Below are 19,415 nucleotides of genomic sequence, written 5' to 3' on the forward strand. Positions count from 1 at the left end.
GCAGGCGCGCGGCAGGTTTCTGCCGGACGCGAGTTTCTCGATAGTGAATGTTCGCGAGCAGATCGGCGCCAAAGTGCTGTGCATCCCCAGTGGTCAGGCGCAGTATGTTCCTGTGGAGTTGACAACTGTGCGTATCGACAAACCGGACGATCTCAACGTCATCATCGGACAGGCCCACTTCATCAAGACCGTCGAGGACCTGCACGAGGCGTTGGTCGGTAACGGTCCCCACTTGCGGTTCGGGCTCGCATTCTGCGAGGCATCCGGGCCGCGTCTGGTCCGGCACTCCGGCAACGACGACGACCTGGTCGAGCTCGCGACGAAGAACGCACTCGCCGTCGGAGCCGGACACTCGTTCATCGTCTTCCTCCGCGAGGGATATCCGGTCAATGTGCTCAACGCGGTCGAGCAGGTCCCGGAAGTCTGCGGAATCTTCTGCGCGACAGCCAACCCCGTGGAAGTGCTGGTTGCCCAGACCGAGCTGGGTCGGGGAATCGTCGGTGTCGTCGACGGGCTCCCGCCGCTGGGCGTCGAGAATGCCGACGACCAGACAGCCCGCAGACAGCTACTGCGCCAGATCGGCTACAAGATGTAGCAACCCACATCGACGGCGACCGGGCTACCCGAGCAGGCGGAAGTCCGGTGCGGTGCTGTCTCGTCTCACACGCGGGGACCGACCAGTGCGATCGCGGTTTCGACGGCGACGTCGACGATGTCGGCGATCTGGCCGCCGTCCTCGACAGTCGTCGCCATGAGTTCGCGGAAGCCGCCGAGCAGGATCGTCGCCACTTGACGGGTGGGTGGATGCAGGCCAGCCGCAGCGAATTCTGTTGTGCTGGTGAGCTTCTGGATCAGATCGACGAACGCGTCGCCGGTTTCTCGCTGCAGTTGTCTGGCATCCTCGCCCAGCGCAGGGACGACACGAATCCAGCTGAGGGTGATCGTAGGATCCTCCTGCGAGAAGTGGATCCACTCCTCGATGGCCTGGCGTACCTGGGTGCGCCACGGCGCATGCGGGTCCACCGCGGCATCGATCTGCTGGATCGTTTCGGTGTTCCGCTCACTCAGCAGGGCGATGAAGCAGTCCTGTTTGCTGGCGAAGTGTTCGTAGAAGGTGCGGCGCGAGGTACGGGCGTTGCGTACCACGTCGGCGACAGTCGAGTCCCGATAGCCACGTTCGCGCACCGCGACCGCCATACCGTCGAGGAGCCGACGCCGATGTCCCGGCTCGGCCGGGACATCGGTAGAGGTGCGCGGTACGGGCTCGGTACGTGTCACGGGAGTCAGCGTAGTGACTGCTCCCGTCGATCGGCGTCTCGACCGATCCCGGCATGCGGCCGCCGCGCTCCTCATGCGGTGACCTGTTCGGGGCCGTGGCCGAGTTCGACGGCCTCCGTGAATCCGCTACCCTGCGCCGCGCGCCGGTGCGCGAAGCGGATGGTGCCGTCGTCGATACGGCCGTGCCGCAGGGTGATCACATCGTGGCCGTAGCTCATGCCCAGACGCCACGGAGCCCGAGAACCTGCCTTGGGGAATCGGTCGATGGCGCGCAGGACATAGCCGGCCTGGAAGTCGAGCAGCGGGGTCTCGGTGACGGTCGGGTCGGGCCATGGCGTGCTCTCGACGTAGCCGTTGGCATCCATGTGCCGCAACAACCGGCAGACGAATTCGCTCACGAGATCGGCCTTCAGCGTCCAGGACGCATTGGTGTAGCCGATGGTGAACGCGAAGTTGGGTACTCCGCTGAGCATCATCCCCTTGTACGCCATAGTGTTGGGCAGCGGGACTTCGCGTCCGTCGACGGTGAGCCGGAGCCCGCCGAGGGCGAGCAACTGCAGGCCGGTCGCGCTCACCACCACATCGGCTTCGAGTTCGCGGCCGGACTCGAGACGCAACCCCGCCTCGGTGAATCTGTCGATCCGATCGGTGACGACCGAAGCGCGACCCTCGCGGATCGTTCGGAACAGGTCCCCGTCCGGAACCAGGCACAACCGCTGATCCCACGGCCCGTAGGTCGGCTTGAAGTGCGTGTCGACGTCGTAGCCCTCAGGCAGCTGGTCAATGGTCAGTTTGCGGATGAACCTCCGCATCTGCCGTGGCCGCCGTTGGCTGAACTGGTAGATGAACATACCCAGCAGCACGTTCTTCCACCGCACGACCGTGTAGGCACGTCTCGGACCGATCAGCCTGCGCAGTCGGTTGGCAACGGTGTCCTGCGAAGGCACCGGAAAGATGTAGCTCGGCGACCGCTGCAGCATCGTCACATGTTCGGCGGCCTCGGCCATGGCAGGCACCAGCGTCACCGCTGTGGCGCCGCTGCCGATGACGACGACCCGCTTGCCGGTGTAGTCCAGGTCGGCCGGCCAGGACTGCGGATGCACGAGCTGCCCACCGAAGTCGTCGACTCCGGCGAAGTCGGGTGTGTAGCCCTCGTCGTAGCGGTAGTAGCCGCTGCAGACATAGAAGAAGTCACAGGTGAACACCGCGGTCGTGCCCGCGTGCTCGGCTCGCACCGTCCAGCGGGATTCGGCGGAGGACCACGACGCACCGATCACTCGATGCCCGAACCGGATACGCCGGTCGATACCGGCGTCGGCGGCCGTCGCGCGGATGTATTCGAGGATCGCCGGACCGTCGGCGATGGCTTTGGCCTGCGTCCACGGGCGGAAACGGTAACCGAGCGTGTGCATATCGGAATCCGAGCGGACGCCAGGGTAGCGGAACAGATCCCAGGTGCCGCCGAGGGCATCGCGGGCCTCGAGGATCGCGTAACTGCGGCTCGGAAACGCCGCCTGCACATGATGTGCGGCGCCGATTCCCGACAGTCCGGCACCGACGATCAGGACATCCACATGTTCGGTCATGCCCGTGCTCCTGCCTTGCCACGAGCACGCAGCCGACGCTCCACCAGTGCGATCACGTCGTAGTAGCGCGTTGGTGCCACCCGCGCCAGTACATCGAACAGATAGGCGTCCGGGCCGACCAGAATCCGTGATTTCCCCGCCTCGACACCGCGGCATATGATTTCGGCCGCCTTCGCCGGGCTGGTCAGCGCCACGGCCTCGAATTCCGCCGCCATCTGCTCCGGCGTTCGCCCGCGGCCCTCGGGGTCTTTTCGGACCCGAGCATTGCGCGCGATGTTGGTCGTGATGCCGCCGGGATGGACGTTTACCGCGGACACACCGGTCTTCCGCAGCTCTTGGCGCAGCGCGTCGGTGAACCCGCGGACCGCGAATTTCGCTGCACAGTACGCACTTTGATTGGGCATCCCGAGCAGACCGAACACGCTCGAGGTGTTCACGACGACGCCCTCGTCCTGCTCGACGAGAATGGGCAGGAAGGCTCGCGTACCGTTGACCACTCCGTCGAAATTGATCTGCCGCAGCCACTCGTCGTCCTCGGCAACCGCATCGAGCACCGATGAGGAGACCGCCACACCGGCATTGTTGAACACCGCCGCCAGCGGTGCGGTCAGCCAGTCGCGAACCTCGCCTGCGAACGCGAGCTGGTCGGCGGCGTCCCGTACGTCCAGGACACGGGCCAGCACCGGGCCGGTCAACGACGTGGCCGTCTCCTTCAGTCCGATCTCGTCGATATCGGCGATCGCCACGGGCGAGCCTTTGTGTGACAACAACTGGGCGAGACTGCGGCCGATTCCGGAGGCCGCGCCGGTGATCATGACCGGGCGGCCGAACAGCGGCCTATGAGTGCGGGGCATCGGCGCTCCTGGTTTGGGACGTGCGGATATGGTCGTCGAGGAGGTCGACGAGGGTCGGCCATACGCCTGCGGGCAGGTCGTGGCCCATGCCGGGAAGGATCCGGAGACGTGCTCCGGCAATGGAATTCGCGGTAGCCGCCCCTCCCGTCGGGGCGACCATCAGGTCGCGGTCACCGTGCAGAACCAACGTCGGCGCTGTCACGGCACTCAGCTCTCGTGTCCGGTCGCCGGATTTCAGAATGCCGGCGAGCTGACGGCCGACACCGCGAGCCGGAGCCGGGTCGCGATCCCAGGTCGTGGCGGCCGCCGCACGCACAGCGGACTCATCGAACGGATATCCGGCCGACGAGATGTGCCGGTACATTCGCACCGCAAGATCAATATGCTCGGCACGGTTGCGCGCCGGTCGGCTGAACATCAATCGCCAAGTCGACCATGCCGGACGTCCCAGCCGAGCGGCGCCGGTGGTGGACATGATCGATGTCAGCGAGTCGACCCGGGCCGGATAGCGGGCGGCGATGGTCTGCGCGATCATGCCGCCCAGCGACATTCCGATCAGATGCGCGGACGGCAGCCCCAGTGCGTCGAGCAGACCGACCGTATCCGCGGCCATATCGGCGAGATCGTACTGGTCGTGATGCCAATGGCGGCGTAGGAAATCCACCGGGCCCGGCGGCGGAAAACCGAAATGTGTCGAGTGGCCGACATCGCGATTGTCGAAACGAATGACCTGATATCCGCGTGCAACCAGCAGGGCGCACAATCCGTCCGGCCAGTCGTGCGACTGCTGGCCCAAACCCGCGACGAGCACGACCGGAACACCGCCCGCACCCAGTCGCTCGTAGGCCAAGGTAACGCCGTGACCGACCTCGACACTCGGCCCGCTCACGCCGTCACCTCGGTGGCGCGGCCCCGGTCCGAAATCACCTGCTGCGGAGTGCGGCGACGCACCACGGCGCGCCCCTTCCCGGCAGGAACGAGCGCCACCCCGCGAAAGTGCGTCCGTTCGTCCGGCGCGTCGGTCGTTTCGAGCGTGAAATCCCTCAGCAGCGTGCGCAATACGACGTTCATCTCCATGGTCGCGAACGCCGCACCGATGCAGCGGCGCGCGCCGCCGCCGAACGGGATCCAGCTGAACGTGCCCGGGCGCACGCCGACGAACCGATCGGGGTCGAAAGCACGGGCGTTCGGGAAGAGCTCCTCGTTGTCGTGCATCAACCGGATGCTCACCACCACGGTCTGCCCCTTCGGCAGCGTCCACCGCCCCAACTGCATCGACTCGGCGCGCACCGTGCGCGCTGTGGCATCGATGACCGGCCGGACCCGTTGCACCTCGAGCAGCGTGGCCTCCCGCAGTTCCGAGCCACCCGAATCGGCTTCGGCAACGAGGCGATTCAGCACATCGGGGTGGCGGCGCAGTCGCTCGATCGTCCACGCGAGCGTCGTCGCGGTGGTCTCGTGACCGGCAGTGAGCAGGGTCAGCAGCTCGTCCGCGATCTCGATGCGACTCATGCTGGAACCGTCGTCGTATCGAGCTTGCAACATCATCGCCAGCACGTCGTCGCGGTCTTGGATCTGTTCGTCGGCCGAAGCGCGGTCGATCAGCCGTCCGACGATGTCGTCGTACCGGTTGCGGTACGCCGCGAACCGGGCCCACGGGCCGAAGCGGCCCAGCAGTCTCCTCGGAACCGGTACCGCCGCAAGGGCCGACCCGACGAGAACCAATTTGGGAAGTAGCTCGCGCAGTTCGTCGAACTCCTTGCCTTCGGCACCGAATACGGCACGCAGGATCACGTTCAAGGTGATCCGCATCATCGAATCCATCGTGGCGAACTCGTGCTCCGACGGCCATGACGCCATCTCGCGGACCGCTTCCTCCTCGATCAGCGACTCGTACACGGCCAGTCGGCGTCCATGGAACGGAGGTGTCAACAACTTGCGTTGTTTGCGGTGTTCCTCGCCTTCCAATGAGAACAACGAGCCCGGCCCCAGAAACTGCCCGAGGTTGACGGCGACATTGTCGGCGACATCGGCACCCGCGGTGAACAGCGCTTTGACTTCGGCCGGATCGGAAATCACCACCACCCGACCGAACCTGGGCATGTGGATGGTGAAGGCCGAGCCGAAGCGATCATGCGTGCGGCGCCAAGCACGAGAGCGTCCGAAGAGTATCTCCAGGCTCTGCACGATCCGCGGCGTAGAAGGGCCATCCGGAAGTTTCACAGCGGGCATGCGCCCACCTCCTCGCGTGGTACATCTATGTACCAGAATGACGGTACGCCGACGTACCGCTATCGGCAAGGGGCTGACGCCGCCGGCTTGGTGAACCGGCCGTTGCGCTGAAGCCCGCGTAACCGAAGAATCAGCGGCCGGCACCAACTGGCGGATCGGCTTTCCGAGCCGCCCGCCCCGAGGAGCGGTCTGCGCACCCACCCGAATACCCTGTGAGAACACCGACAGTGAGGTGGCGCGATGGTGGAGACGACGGTGATCGGCACGTCGGCGAGAACCCGATGGGACGAGCACGCCGCCTGGCGCGGACGGGTGCGGCGTGCGGAACTTCCTGGCGGCCAACAGGTTTGGGTGGTGGCGGGATACGACGAGGTAGCCACATTGCTCGCCGATCCCCGACTGAGCCTGGACAAGAGGCATGCAGGCGACGGTTATACCGGTTTCGCGCTACCACCTGCGCTCGATCGAAACCTGTTGAACATGGACGGTGGCGACCACCACCGGATCAGAAAGCTCGCCGGACCCGCATTCTCTCGACGTTCCTCCGGAAATCTGCGCGCCGCCGTCGCCCGAACCGCCGCGGCGGTGTTCGCTACGCTGCCCGAAAGCGGCAGCGAGACCGTCGATCTGCTTACTGCCGTGTGTGTCCCGGTTCCGACATCGGTGATCGGCGAACTGCTGGGAATACCCGCCGACCTGCATTCGCGCCTGCGCGAGGCCGCTACCGCCATGGTGACGTTCGATGCCGCGTCGAAAGCATCCGGGCAACGGCTCGTGGCGGCGATCGACTGGCTGACCGCGACATTCGCAACACTGGTCGCCTCGAAGCGCACAGCTCCCGGCGACGACCTGCTGAGCGGGTGGATCCACGCCGGCGACATCGAGAACACGCTGACCGAGGACGAACTGGTATCCCTCGCCTTCCTGATGATGCTGGCGGGTTTGGAGAACGCGGTGCACATGTGCAGCAACATGATTGCCGCACTCCTCACCTCGGACGACGCCGCCACAACCCTCGCCGCGTGGCCGTCCTCCCGTGGCTTGTTGATGGAACGGGCCAATCCACTGCCGTTCGCCATCCGACGATTCGCGGTCACCGAGCTCGTGGTCGCCGGGCGCACCATCCCCGCTGGAGACACCGTGTTGCTGACGCTGTTCGGCGCCGATTCCGATCCGGCCCGCAACGGTAGGCCAAGCCTGATGTTCGGCCATGGGCCCCACTATTGCCTCGGCGCGCAAGCCACCGACCTCGTCGTCGACGCCGTTGTCCCGCAACTGTTCCTGCGGCACCCCCGAGTGCAGCTCGCTGTTGCAGAATCAGCGCTCGAATACCGAACCTCGTGGCGCTCGCACGGTCTGGTCGAGCTGCCGGTGCTGCTCACGCCGCACTAGGCCTTCGGAGGGGCGTCGAGGGCGCGGCCGTCTCGTCGTGCAGGGAGCAGCCACCGCGATGGTCGCCGATGTGAAGCCGGACGATCCGTGCGCGCTCACTCCGGCGGGCCGGGAACGTGCACCGCCTGTCGACGGAGTGCGACGGTAGCGGTCGCACGACCGAAGATATTTCGCCCTCGATGCTTGGCGTCGAGGGCGACGATCGCGCTGGACCGAGCATGGTCGACCGCTTTGATCCGACCGGTGAACTCGATCTCCGCACCGGTCTCCGTGACATATACCGGACTGGTCAACCGCACGTTGAAGGCACGCATCGCACCCGGGTCCCCCAACCAAGAACTGACATAGTCCGCGCCGAGCCCGATGGTGAGCATGCCTTGCGCCACCACGGTTTCCAGGCGCATCAGATGTGCGAGCTTCTCACTCCAATGAATGGGATTGGGGTCACCGGAGACTCCCGCATAGTTCACCAAATCCCCTGCGGTGAGCCGGACCGTCCGCGGCGGAAGCCGATCGCCGACGCTCAGCGAATCGAACGCCACCACGTTCTCCCCCGCGCCACGCCAGTGGTCTTCCGGGCGGGGGATGGTAGGGACGTCGACATGAAGCGGTGGGTTCTTCCGGCGGGGGCCGCCCTCGCGACTGTTGAAAGCAGGCATCAGCGATTCGGCTGCGGTCTCCGCGAGATCGGACTCAACGCTACTGCGCCCCACGATGGCCGTGCGCGAGGTCATGACCGGCTCGTCTCGATGGTTGAAGACCACCTGACGCAGTCCTATGAGATCTCCGCCGAATGCCCGGCGAAACGACTCCAGGCACACCTCGAAGGTCAGGCGGTCGCCCTCGTGGATTGTGGCGTGGTATTCGATCATCTGATCGGTCTGGATCATCTGACTCAGATCGTAGCCGCGCAGAATCGTCGGAAAGATCTCGGAGTAGGCCAGGTGTCCGGGAACGGACGCGAACGTCGGGGGCACCAGCAGACCCCGGTAGCCGTAGGCCGCGGCAATGTCGCCGCGCCAGTGCACGAGGTGATGGTTTCGTACCGCTCGGGCGAACTCACGAACCTTCTCCCGGCCGACCTCATAGTGCTCACTGGCACGGAAAGTCCGCCCAACCATCGAATGTGCGTGGGCTACGGGATCGAAATCTTCGGTACGGTTACTGAACACTGGCGCGAATTTACCTAACTACCAGTGTATATCCGTTGAACCCGGTTGGTTCGTCGTTTCGCGGCGCTGCCGATGTTCGGCAAGACTGCACATTCGGTCGATGGAGCCCTCGTTCCGGCTCGGTGCAGAACAACGTTTCCCACTGCCGAACAGCCCCGGTCAGCCGCAACTCCAGCCGGGCGGCGATGGCCGGATGTGACAGAAATACGTCGTTGCGGCCATCGGCCCGGGCGTCGACGATGGAGTCATGACCTTGATCCACCGCGTCGTCATCGCGGCCTTCCCCGACGTCGACTTGCTCGATGTCGCCGGGCCGGCCGAAGTATTCGCGCTGGCGAACCGCGAGGGTGGCGGGCGAGCACGGTACGACGTGCGGCTGGCAAGCCCCGTACAAGGCGAAGTGCGCACGTCGGCCGGGGTGCGTGTCGTCACCGACCTCAGCTTCGACGAGGTCGAACACCCGATTGATACGTTGGTCGTCCCGGGTGCGGTGGATCCCTTGCCCCATGGTCCGGTGGCGCGGGTCGAGCCGGAGATCGTGCTATGGATCCAGACCGTCGCGCCGCGCACGCGACGGATAGCCTCGGTGTGCGTGGGTGCGCATCTGCTCGCGGCCGCAGGCTTGCTGGACGGAAAGACTGCCACCACCCATTGGTCGACAGCCGACCAACTCGCCGCCGAGCACCCCCACGTTGTCGTGGACCCCGACCCTATCTTCATCCGCGCCGGCCGGATCTGGACCGGCGCCGGAATCAGCGCATGTCTCGACCTCGCCCTGGCACTGGTGGCCGAGGATCACGGCGAACAACTGGCGTTGCAGGTCGCGCGGCAGCTGGTGGTATACCTCAAACGTCAAGGCGGCCAAAGCCAATTCAGCGTGCCGCTGAGTCCTCCCGCGGCCACCCGCCGTGACATCGATGAATTACGAATCTTCGTCACCGAACATCTGGGCGGCGATCTGTCCACCTCGGCGCTGGCGGCCAGGATGTGCCTGAGCGAGCGTCATTTCACGCGCGTCTTCCGGCAGGAAACCGGCACCAGCGCCGTGGTCTATGTCGAGGCATGCCGGGTCGAAGCCGCGCGTCGGCTGCTGGAAACCACCGACCAGCCGCTCGAACGAGTCGCCGCGACGGTGGGACTCGGGTCGGTCGAAACCTTGCACCGCGCCTTCCGCAGGCAACTCGGAACCACCCCGGGCGATTACCGAAACCGGTTCCGCATCGCGACCTGAACGTCGAGTGCAGCACCTGCGCCGCATCCGACGTCCGAATTTCCATACCCCGCACAGAAAGTCGAAACATATGTCGATGAATGCCGTCCGAACCGGACTCGGAGATGACGGTTTTCGTCCTGTTAGGCGTGATGCACGATCGAGGACTTACAGCGTTCCCCCACCGCCGATCACCCACGGGTTGAAGGTGCATGCCAGGTTCGGGTGTCCGACCGGGTCCAACGCACGCAGCGCAATCGACAGTGCGCGTGGCGAATAGAGGATGGTCAGGTGGTCGGAGAGATCTTGTTCGCAACCGTCCTGCAGGGTGATGTTCTGTACCGTCGCACCCGGTCCCGGCTGCAGGAAGGTCAGGTCGTATGGGTTGGTGATCTCGTCATAGCGGGTCCCGACGACCGTGTAGTCGACCCCGGCGACGGTGTCGCCGTTGGCATTCAGCTTGTCGACAAAATCCGAACCGATGGTCTGCTGGATACCTGCGTGGCCGACGAAAATCTCGATGAAGCCGAGGATGTCGATGCCGAAATTATTGATGGCCCTGCCGAGTGCGCCGATCCCGTAGAGGCTGGTGCCGTGGTGGGTGGCGCCGTAGGTGATCAGGTTCTCGACCTTCGCCGCGCCGCCCTCGAACTTTGTGTAGTAGTTCGACATCGTGCCGCCCTGCGAGTGCGCCACGAGATCGACCTCGCTCGCGCCGGTCGTGGCGAGTACCCGATCTACGAATGTCGCGAGTTGTTTCGCCGAGTCCTCGATGTAGCCGGTGCCCATCACCCCGGGTAGCACCGAACCGAGACCGCCGCCCTCGAGCAGGTCGGCGCGACCGTAGTTGAAGGTGAAGGTGCAGAATCCTGCGTCCTTGATCGGCTGGCCCAGATAGGCGAAACCGTTGTACGCGTTCATCCAGGTACCGTGCACCATGACCACCGGACGCGGATGTTCCGTTGTCGGCCGGCAACTCCAGTCGTTGGACCCGGGCGGCGCCGCATTCGGGTGCAGCAGACCGTAGCCGAACGCGGCCAGCCACGAAGTCATCGGCGGTCCGAAGCCGACGGTGTCGGAAGCGTAGCCGCCCGAGGAACCCGAGCTGCTACCCGAGCCGCCATAGCAGTTGCCGGACCCATTCCCCGACCCTGCGCCGCTGCCCGAGGTGCATGCGGAGCCGGAGCCGCCCGCGCTGCCGGAGCCTGCGACCGGCGTCCCTGTCCGGCCGGTGGCGATGTAATCGGCCAAGTTCTGTTCGGTGGGTGCCGCCGGTGCCGCACCGGCGAGCACTCCCGTCACGCTCATCGTGAGCACCGAGATGCCCATCATCACCGCGACGCTCAACGACCGCCCGCTGGTATTTCGTTTCATTACATGCCTTCCTGCAGAACGACAGCGTTCGCGACAGTGCCCAGGGATACCGGGCCACGGCACTGGAACTGGGCCAACGCTAAGACGGTCGAGCGCCGAAACACATGTGACAGAAAGGTATCTGGACACCTCACCACGTCATCCGGTCGCCATAGGGAACCGGCACAGTCCGCACTATCGCGCGAATTGGCCGGGGCCGGGCCGCAGCCCAGCCCGCGTACCGCACGCGGCTGATCACGACAGTGCGTGCGCAGCACCAAAGAATCGAGCTCTTGTCGGTGAGATCTCCACATAGCCGATGAATCACAGAGAAAACGAGACTTCCGGACGAATCATTGGCTTCACGTTTCGTCGCCGTGGGATGCACCTCGATGGCTGATCAAGGAGATTCAGTGCTCGACACGGTGTTGTCGAGCACCCGAACCCGCTTCGGCACAACGTGTTCGGCGGGTCGGGCACTGCCGGGTGCGGTCACAGTGGCAACGACCCGCGCGTACGACAGGAGCAGATATGGGTGACATCGTCGTCGATCGCGCAAATGCTGCGGCTCCTGCGCAGGCACTGCACCGGTATCGATCGGCAGCGCGCTACGTCGTCAGAGATGAAATGATCCGGGAATTCGCACGCGCCGTGCAGGATTATCATCCCGCGCATTGGAGCAAGGAAGCGGCCGCCGCGCTCGGCTTCGACAGTCTGATCGCGCCTGCGACATTCGCCGCGATAATCCTGCAGCGGGTTCAGCACGAAATACTCGACACGCTCGTCACTGGATACGATCCGACCCGAATTCTGCACGTCGACCAGGTCTTCGACTTCGGCAGGCTGTTGGTTGCGGGCGACCGGCTCAGCTGCGACATCTATTTCGAATCGTTCCGGACTTTTGCGGACTACGACGTGCTCGCGATCAAAAGCTGGCTCATCGACCAGGACGGCGCGGTCGTGCAGAGCGCCGACACCGGGCTGCTGACGCGCACGGGCGGCGCGAGACCGAGCCTCGCCGAGACGGTGCGCAAACTCGCCGTCCATGGATACCACCCCGCCGAACCCGAACGGGGGCCCGACGTCGTCGCGGCGGTCGACTCCTTCCGGACAGCTCCCGCATGTGAGCACCGAAAACCACGCACCACAGTCGATTTCGACGCGTTGAGGGTAGGCGCCGAACTGCCTGTCCTGGCGTTCGATCTGTCACTCGGCGACCTGGTGAATTACACCGAGATCACCAGCGACGGCAATCCGGTGCTGTGCGACGAGCAGGACGGCACCCCCGCGGCGGTGCCGACGGTAGCCACGCCCGGCATGCTCACACTCGGGCTCGCCGCGAGCTTCCTGAGCGCGTGGCTGGGTAACCCGGCCGCGGTCACCCGGTTGCGCGCCCAATTCCGGCATTACGCGCACTTCGTGGGCATCCCTGCGCTTGCTACCCGCTCGATCGCGTTCCGCGGACGGGTGACCTCGCTCGATTCCCACCAGCGCAAGGCGACCATTGCCATGGACGCGCAATCGGGTGGCCGCAAGGTCTTCGGCTACGCCGCCGCGGAAGTGCGATTCTCCGAACGGGATTGAGCCGAGGAACGCAATCCGGTCAGCCGTGCCAGACGGCGATGCGAATCCAGTCGCGCGGCCCGATCGAAAGTGCTGGTGTGCACCAGGATCTCATCGGCGCGGGTCCGGGTCACCAAGTGTTCCAACGCCTCCGCGACCTCGTCTTCGGTGCCGTGGATATGGTCGCGCAGCGCCTCGTCGAACATCCTGCGCTCCCGCTCGGTCATCGTCATGGTCTCGATGTGCTCGGGTGGAATAAGCACGGGGAATTCACCACGGGTGCGCGAGTAGACATTCGACCACGCCTCCGGCAGCAACAGCCGGTGCGCCTGTTCGGTGGTGTCGGCGATGACGACCGCGCCCGACACAACAACATACGGCTGCGAACCCCACGGCGTCGGGTGGAACTCGTTGCGGTATTGCTCGATCGCCTCGACCATCCGGTCCTCGCCCGCCACCGCCGCGATCACTAGCGGCAGCCCGAAACGTGCCGCCCGCGCCGCGCCCGCGCCGGTCGCCAACAGGAACGCAGGCACCCGCAGGCCATCCGCAGGCCAGGCGTGCACTCCGTAACGACCGTTGCCGACAAACTCCAGCACCTCGGTGAGCCGCGCATCGAAGTCGTCGGCGTCGCTCTTCCCGTGCCCGAGTGCGCGGCGCACACCATCGGTGAACCCGACCGACCGGCCGAGACCCATATCGATGCGGCCCGGATACAACGACTCCAGTACCCCGAACTGCTCGGCAACCACGAGCGGCTGATGGTTGGGCAGCATCACACCGCCGGTGCCGACCCGAATCCGCGACGTCGCCCCGGCCGCCACCGCGGCGAGCACCGTCGGCGCCGATCCCGCTACGCCCGGCACGCTGTGATGCTCGGAAACCCAGAAGCGGTGGTACCCCCACTCCTCGGCCAGCCGCGCGAACTCTACGGTCTCGCGCAGCGCCTCGGGATGGGTCTGACCGCGCCGAACGCGGGACCGGTCCAAGATCGAGAACTGGACCGACTGAAGTGCCGAAGTCATACCAACGTCAACGCCGACGGCGTCGTCTGATTCCTCAGCACCGCTGACCACGGGCCTCAGGTCAGCCGGATGCGGGCTTCCTTCCAAGAAAGCGGGATGTCCACACGGGTAGCGGTGGAGTCGACGAAGCTGGGGTTGCCCACACGGCCTGCCATGTCGGCGAGCATCTGCGCGTGTGCGCCGCTGCGCACGAAGTTGTTCATCGCCTCCTGGTCCGACCACGCGGACAAGGTCCAGAACGTCTTGCTGAACAGGCGTGCGTCGAGCGTGTAGCCGACACAGCCGGGAGCATCGCGCAGCTGGGAGCGGATCTTCAGCGTCCAGCGCAGGAACCGAACGATATCGGAGTAGCGGTTCAGCGGCAGCCGGGAGGTCAGCACTTGCAACTGCTCCCCGTCGACAGGCTGATGAACTCCGGAGGTCCAGGGCAGGGTCGGCATCGGTGGAGGTCCCGTCATGAGATGGATCGAATGCAACACCGCCTCGGGCCGAGCGCGGAGCGCTCATCAAGATGACATTCGGCTCATCGAACCGCAACTTCAGGCCGAGTCGGGCACTGCTGTCCACTTTGGGCGCGGAGTCTATTTCGGTTCGGGCAACCCGAGCGCGGGAGCAAGCGCGCGCCAAGCACGTGGCAGCTGTGCCTCGAAATCGGCCCAGGTATGCATGCCTGTCTGCTGATACTCCACGGTGACGGGGATTTTCAGCTCACCGAGCCGCGCGGCGAACCGCTCGGTGCACGCGCGCGCTCCCGCCTCCAGCGCTGCGCCCCCACCTGCCAGTTTCAGCGCATCGAGGACGGTCGGCGAGTTGGCCACGGCGACGAGATCCGCGCCCGTCGGCAGGCCGGGCGCGGCCGAGAGATAGATCGTCGTCCCGCGCAGGCCCTCCGCGCCGAGCACACTGTCGTGCGCGACCCACTCCGGCGAGTTCGGCGGGCCCCAGAGATTCTCGACATTGCCGCCGCGCGAGGCGACGGTGATGGTGGTGACGGCGTGCCCCAATGGGTCCGCGGTCGAATAGCATCCGCTCATACCGGCGACGGCGCTGAACCGGCCGGGGTGGCGTTGGGCGAGCATCATCGCCGCCTGTGCACCCATCGACACACCGGCGATTGCCCGCCGCCCATCGGACTTCAACAGCGACTCCGCGATCGGCGGCAGCTCCTCGGTCAGAAAGGTCTCCCACCTGTTCAGCCCGAGCGTGGCGTCGTGGCGGTCCCAGTCGCTGTACATGCTTCCGGCGCCGCCGCTGGTCAATACGACGTCGACCGGTTTGTCCGCGAAGAACTCCGCCGCTTTGCCTTTGCTGAGCCAGCCCGAGGTTGCTTCGCCGTCCACGCCGTCGAGCAGATACAACGTCGGGCGCGGTCCGGTTCCCGTGCCGTGCAATACGTCGACGGTGATGACCCGCCGCATGGCCGCGGAGGCGATGTTCAGACGTTCGCGATGTGGGCCGAGCCGCTCCTGGCTGAGCAGTCCAGTTCTGGTCATCGCAGGATCGATCGGTGGTGGCGTCGCCACCGTCACATTGTCGGCAAGCACGGTCGCAGCACTCACTACGGCGATGGTGACCATCGCCGCCGCAGCAATCGGCACGCGTAAGTTCATCCTGCTGCAGCGACTCGCTCCGCCGGCCGGGCTGCTGCCCGGTCCCGCTGCACTTCGAAATGCCTTGCCTCGAATTCCAACTCGTCCAGGTAGCCGGCCGACACCTCGCGCGCGCGTTCTTCTTCGCCGGATAAGTCGGTGCTGTCGAACACATTCCACGCCCGCGCTAGCGGACGGACCACGACATCGACATCCTGCCGCAGGTCATAGATGCCATTCTTGGCCAGCACGACCGCGTTACGGCAGAAGTTGGGCCGGGTGAGGCCGGGCATCTGGAACTGGGTCACGATATCCGTGGTAGCACGGAACATCGCGTTGGGCATCAGCTCCAGAGCGGCGGCACTCAGGTTGCGATAGAAGATCATATGGAGGTTCTCGTCGGCGGCGATCTGCTGCAGCATACGCTCGACGACGGGTTCTCCGCACGCGGTTCCGGTGTTGCGATGACTGATCCGAGTCGCCAACTCCTGCAACGTGACATAGGCGACCGAGCGCAGAAACCGCGAACCCTTCACTGGTTTCGCGACGCCGGCGGTCATCGCGCCATCCTGGCCGCTGCCACGGCCACCGGGTCGACCGCGCGGGTGACCACCAGGCAGTCGCGTAGCACGATCTCGTGCCGATTCCCCTCGGCCGTCCAGCGCCCGAGCCAGGGGCCCAGGCGCCGTCGAGGCAGAACGAGTCAGCGATCTCCCTGTGATACGACGGCAGGTCGTCCTCGGTGAGCAGATTGGTCACCATCGCGATCCGCGCGACCGCGGAGAGCACCGATTGTCCCGGCTCCCAATCAATTCCGCCCATGGCCGCAAAATTGCGGCCGTCATCCGACGGCACATAGTCGTGCGGATTCCATGGCCTGGCTTTGCGGATGTGCTCATTGAGATTGCGTTCGACGACGGGTTCCAGTTCGCGCAGAATGTCGATATCGGTCAACGCGGTAGTCACTCGGAACTCCTTCGGTTGCCCCCTGAATCGAGGCTAATTCGACAATAGAGTCCGATATTCAGGCTGTACGACCGATTCGGCGATCGTTGGGTGCGGCGGCTACAGAACTGGCTGCCTGCTGGGGATTGTCATAACCTGCCGCGTCGCGTCCGATCGCCTCGGGCAGGTCGGCCATCGGATAGAGGCCGGGCGGGCGGCCCGCCACCAGCAGCCCCTCGAGCAGTTCGTGCCCGCGCGCTGCCAGTTCGGGAATCCGCACAGTGTCGCAGGCGCCCACAGTCGCGGTGACCGGCACCTCGGCGGCCGCACTGAGCAGTTCCAGCACTTCCGTGGTCATGGCAAGCGGGGTATGAGCCGAGGCGCCGTCGATCGGCACCAGCACCGTGCCACCGTCGGTGGACAGCAGCGACAGGGCGCGCGACCCCAGCGGTGTCCCCAACGCGACCTGGACGCGACGCAGCTTGCGCCGTGCCGCGGACGGCCTGGCAATGCCGGGTCTTCGCTCGTCCTCGTGCGGTGGTATCGACAGCGCGACCACCTGGTAGGACGACGCGATGGCGATGCCGGTCTGCTTGGCCAGCTGGGTCACGCCGTAACCGCTGAGCAGGGCGGATACCAGAGTCTGTGCTGCGGTTTGGTGTTCTCTGGCGACCTGGCGGTGCTCGTCGACATAGGCCACCGCAGCCGCCGCCGTAACGGTCTCCAGCACCCGCACCAGTAGTCGAGAACCGGCCACGACCTCGTCGACGTCATGGCCGGCGGCCGTATCGGCGAGGAACTGCATACCGGCTCGGATGCCCTCGTGATACGCGCCGAGGACCGTTTCGAGAGCGACACCTTCGCGGGCCCAGCGGATCGCGGATCCGGTGACCTCGGCCGGTGGCGATCCGCCTGCTGCCGCGGCGACGAGGTTTCTCGCCATAGTCGCGACGTCGCCGTGGGGTGTGCCACGCGCCTGACATCTCAGATGCTCGAGGAGTTTCGATTCCAAGCTCGTGGCGCCCGAGCCCGGGTGTATGCCCACCATGATCGACGATGGTCAATGACCTGGCGCGTCCACATGCGGCGACGGATCGAGAATCGGGAATGTCATGAGCCGATACTCCGACCGTTGGGCGAAATCACAAGCGATCTGCGGACTCTCGAGAAGAAATGGCGATTGCGGCACCGACCTTCGCAGTATCGGAATAGTTGCGACACGCCCGAGATCTCCGACACCATGGCGGAACGCCGGACACAGCGCCGACCGCGCAAAACCGGCATTGCGTGAATGCCACCCCAGGGTCGACCGCGCGCCGTGACATCGTCTGCTCGACTCTTCATCGGTGGACCGGCCGCCGTCAGGGACAAACCACAACACGCCGCCGCCCCAGCAGGTAGATCGCCCTGAAGCGCGGCCGCGCCGCCTCCGTGACGGAGGGTGGGGCGACAGACGGCCACAGGCCGTCCGGTGACCTGTGAGCTGCCCCATGAGGACCGTCTAGGATGTGTGCTTTGGGTCATATCCTCGATACCATCGAGCGCCGCGCCCCGGACGACGAGGTCGGCGGAGCAACGGCGACGGCGAGCGAATTCGAAGGGCATCACCACACATGAGCGGTACGCGAGAGAAGCTGGAGCAGCTGCAGGGCATCCTGGAGCTCGCCCAGGAGCCGGCCGGCGAAGCCGGCATCGCGAAGCGCAAGGCCAAGGAGATACCCAGCGCCCGCGAGCGAGTCCGGATGCTGCTCGACGCGGGCAGCTTCATCGAACTGGGCGCCCTGGTGCGCCAGCCGGGAACACCGGGCGCGATGTACGGCGACGGCGTGGTGACCGGCCACGGCCGCATCGACGGCAGGCCGGTGGTGGTGATCGCGCACGACCAGACCGTCTTCGGCGGCTCGGTCGGCGAAATGTTCGGCCGTAAGGTGGCCAACGCACTCGACTTCGCGTTGAACAATGCCTGCCCGGTCGTGGCGATCAACGACTCCGGCGGCGCCAGAATCCAGGACGCGGTGGCCTCGCTGGCCTGGTACGCCCTGATGAGCCGGCGCCAGGGACCCTTGTCGGGCTTCGTTCCGCAGGTCTCGATCATGCTCGGCAAGTGCGCGGCGGGATCGGTCTACGCGCCGGTCAACACCGACATTCTGATCGCGACCGAGAACTCCTACATGTTCGTCACCGGACCCGAGGTCATCAAGGACGTCACCGGCGAAGCCGTGACCATGGAGGAGCTGGGCGGCGCGCAGGTACAGGCAGGCAACGGCACCGTCCATCATGTCGCCGAGACCGAACAGGCCGCCTTCGACTGGGCCAGGAAGTACCTCAGTTACCTGCCGTCGAGTGTCAAGGAGCAGGGACCGATCGTGAACCCGGGGCTGGAGCCGGAGATCACCGCCTCCGACCTCGAGCTCAACTCCATCATCCCGGACTCCGATCGCGCGGGCTACGACATGCACGACATCCTGCTGCGCCTGTTCGATGACGGCGATTTCCTCGAGATCGGCGCGGCCACCGCACAGAACCTGATCACCGGCTTCACCCGGGTGGACGGGCGCAGTATCGGCGTCATCGCCAACCAGCCGATGGCGCTCGGCGGCGCCATCGACGCCAAATGCTCGGACAAGGCGACCCATTTCATTCGCCTGTGCAATGCCTTCCGGCTCCCGTTGGTGTTCGTCGTGGACACCCCCGGTGTGCTGCCGGGTGTCGAGGAGGAGCGCAACGGCGTCATCAAGCGCGGCGGGCGCTTCTTCCGCGCCGTCCTCGAGTCCACCGTGCCGATCGTGACGGTCGTGGTGCGCAAGGCCTACGGCGGCGGCTATGCGGTGATGGGCTGTAAACAGCTGGGCGCGGACATCAGCCTGGCGTGGCCGACCGCACGGATTGCGGTGATGGGCGCGGAGAGCATGGTCACCATCGTCGGCAAACGGCAACTGGCCCAGGTGCCCGCCGATCAGCGAGCGGCTGTGCGGGACTACATGATCAACCAGTACAACGAGACTGTCGCGACCCCGTGGATCGCCGCGGAACGCGGGTACATCGACGCTGTCATCGAACCGTCGCGCACCCGCCTGGAAATCCGCCAGGCGCTGCGGCTGCTGCGCGACAAGGAATCCACGCTCGAACCCGAGAATCGCAAGCACAGCCTCTTCCCGGTCTAGTTCACCGTGCGAAACCGTCGGTTGTGTTGTGTCACAACGCATACCGGCGGCA

At 65.6% G+C, this 19,415-nt stretch carries 16 protein-coding genes and 1 pseudogene; 5 read left to right on the forward strand and 12 right to left on the reverse strand.

Going from position 1 to position 19,415, the window contains the following annotated elements; translation table 11 throughout:
- The first annotated feature begins 112 nt into the window (after positions 1-112).
- Entirely contained in the window at positions 113-595 is a 483-nt protein-coding gene (locus AB0M74_RS02930; protein ID WP_364900920.1) for an adenosine-specific kinase, read from the forward strand.
- Between the two features lie 65 nt (positions 596-660).
- On the opposite strand, the gene AB0M74_RS02935 is transcribed toward AB0M74_RS02930, so the two are convergent.
- The 5 genes from AB0M74_RS02935 to AB0M74_RS02955 form a co-directional block, all read right to left on the reverse strand.
- The gene (locus tag AB0M74_RS02935; protein ID WP_364900923.1) at positions 661-1,278 is read right to left on the reverse strand and encodes a TetR/AcrR family transcriptional regulator; all 618 of its coding nucleotides are present in this window, start codon (positions 1,276-1,278) and stop codon (positions 661-663) included.
- A 71-nt stretch (positions 1,279-1,349) separates the two neighbouring features.
- Positions 1,350-2,864: an NAD(P)/FAD-dependent oxidoreductase gene (locus AB0M74_RS02940; RefSeq protein ID WP_364900925.1), complete on the reverse strand. Its 1,515-nt coding sequence runs from the start codon at positions 2,862-2,864 to the stop codon at positions 1,350-1,352.
- Entirely contained in the window at positions 2,861-3,718 is an 858-nt protein-coding gene (locus AB0M74_RS02945) for an SDR family NAD(P)-dependent oxidoreductase (protein WP_364900928.1), read from the reverse strand. Before AB0M74_RS02945 ends, AB0M74_RS02940 begins: the two co-directional genes overlap by 4 nt.
- Complete coding sequence (locus tag AB0M74_RS02950; RefSeq protein ID WP_364900930.1) at positions 3,702-4,607, reverse strand: alpha/beta hydrolase; 906 nt, start codon at positions 4,605-4,607, stop codon at positions 3,702-3,704. The genes AB0M74_RS02945 and AB0M74_RS02950 overlap by 17 nt, the downstream gene beginning before the upstream one ends.
- Complete coding sequence (locus AB0M74_RS02955; protein WP_364900933.1) at positions 4,604-5,950, reverse strand: cytochrome P450; 1,347 nt, start codon at positions 5,948-5,950, stop codon at positions 4,604-4,606. Before AB0M74_RS02955 ends, AB0M74_RS02950 begins: the two co-directional genes overlap by 4 nt.
- A 240-nt stretch (positions 5,951-6,190) precedes the next feature.
- Here AB0M74_RS02955 and AB0M74_RS02960 point away from each other — a divergent pair, with 240 nt between their 5' ends.
- Entirely contained in the window at positions 6,191-7,342 is a 1,152-nt protein-coding gene (locus AB0M74_RS02960) for a cytochrome P450 (protein WP_364900936.1), read from the forward strand.
- A 95-nt stretch (positions 7,343-7,437) separates the two neighbouring features.
- On the opposite strand, the gene AB0M74_RS02965 is transcribed toward AB0M74_RS02960, so the two are convergent.
- The gene (locus tag AB0M74_RS02965) at positions 7,438-8,463 is read right to left on the reverse strand and encodes a fused (3R)-hydroxyacyl-ACP dehydratase subunits HadA/HadB (RefSeq protein WP_364900939.1); all 1,026 of its coding nucleotides are present in this window, start codon (positions 8,461-8,463) and stop codon (positions 7,438-7,440) included.
- A 298-nt stretch (positions 8,464-8,761) separates the two neighbouring features.
- On the opposite strand from AB0M74_RS02965, the gene AB0M74_RS02970 reads away from it, so the two are divergent.
- On the forward strand, positions 8,762-9,745 hold the full coding sequence (locus tag AB0M74_RS02970) for a helix-turn-helix domain-containing protein (RefSeq protein ID WP_364900942.1): 984 nt from the start codon (positions 8,762-8,764) through the stop codon (positions 9,743-9,745).
- Between the two features lie 147 nt (positions 9,746-9,892).
- Here the strand turns inward: AB0M74_RS02970 and AB0M74_RS02975 are convergent, their stop codons facing one another.
- On the reverse strand, positions 9,893-11,098 hold the full coding sequence (locus AB0M74_RS02975; protein ID WP_364900945.1) for a lipase: 1,206 nt from the start codon (positions 11,096-11,098) through the stop codon (positions 9,893-9,895).
- A 510-nt stretch (positions 11,099-11,608) separates the two neighbouring features.
- On the opposite strand from AB0M74_RS02975, the gene AB0M74_RS02980 reads away from it, so the two are divergent.
- Complete coding sequence (locus AB0M74_RS02980; RefSeq protein ID WP_364900947.1) at positions 11,609-12,661, forward strand: MaoC family dehydratase N-terminal domain-containing protein; 1,053 nt, start codon at positions 11,609-11,611, stop codon at positions 12,659-12,661.
- Here the strand turns inward: AB0M74_RS02980 and AB0M74_RS02985 are convergent.
- The 5 genes and pseudogenes from AB0M74_RS02985 to AB0M74_RS03005 all read right to left on the reverse strand — a co-directional run bounded on the left by AB0M74_RS02985 (position 12,622) and on the right by AB0M74_RS03005 (position 17,142).
- Complete coding sequence (locus tag AB0M74_RS02985) at positions 12,622-13,665, reverse strand: LLM class flavin-dependent oxidoreductase (protein WP_364900950.1); 1,044 nt, start codon at positions 13,663-13,665, stop codon at positions 12,622-12,624. The two genes, AB0M74_RS02980 and AB0M74_RS02985, sit on opposite strands and share 40 nt — an antisense overlap.
- 56 nt (positions 13,666-13,721) lie before the next feature.
- Positions 13,722-14,123, reverse strand: a complete 402-nt coding sequence (locus AB0M74_RS02990; RefSeq protein ID WP_364900953.1) for an antibiotic biosynthesis monooxygenase — start codon at positions 14,121-14,123, stop codon at positions 13,722-13,724.
- A gap of 123 nt (positions 14,124-14,246) precedes the next feature.
- A complete protein-coding gene (locus AB0M74_RS02995; RefSeq protein ID WP_364900956.1) occupies positions 14,247-15,263 on the reverse strand; it encodes an alpha/beta hydrolase family protein in 1,017 nt (338 codons plus the stop codon).
- An 8-nt stretch (positions 15,264-15,271) separates the two neighbouring features.
- Positions 15,272-16,220: pseudogene (locus tag AB0M74_RS03000) on the reverse strand (acyl-ACP desaturase).
- Between the two features lie 58 nt (positions 16,221-16,278).
- Positions 16,279-17,142, reverse strand: a complete 864-nt coding sequence (locus AB0M74_RS03005; RefSeq protein ID WP_364900958.1) for a transcriptional regulator — start codon at positions 17,140-17,142, stop codon at positions 16,279-16,281.
- 670 nt (positions 17,143-17,812) lie between these two features.
- On the opposite strand from AB0M74_RS03005, the gene AB0M74_RS03010 reads away from it, so the two are divergent.
- Positions 17,813-19,363, forward strand: a complete 1,551-nt coding sequence (locus AB0M74_RS03010) for an acyl-CoA carboxylase subunit beta (protein WP_364900961.1) — start codon at positions 17,813-17,815, stop codon at positions 19,361-19,363.
- Positions 19,364-19,415 lie beyond the last annotated feature (52 nt).

Origin of the sequence: Nocardia sp. NPDC051463 (genome assembly GCF_040681975.1) — a bacterium.
Lineage (GTDB): Bacteria > Actinomycetota > Actinomycetes > Mycobacteriales > Mycobacteriaceae > Nocardia.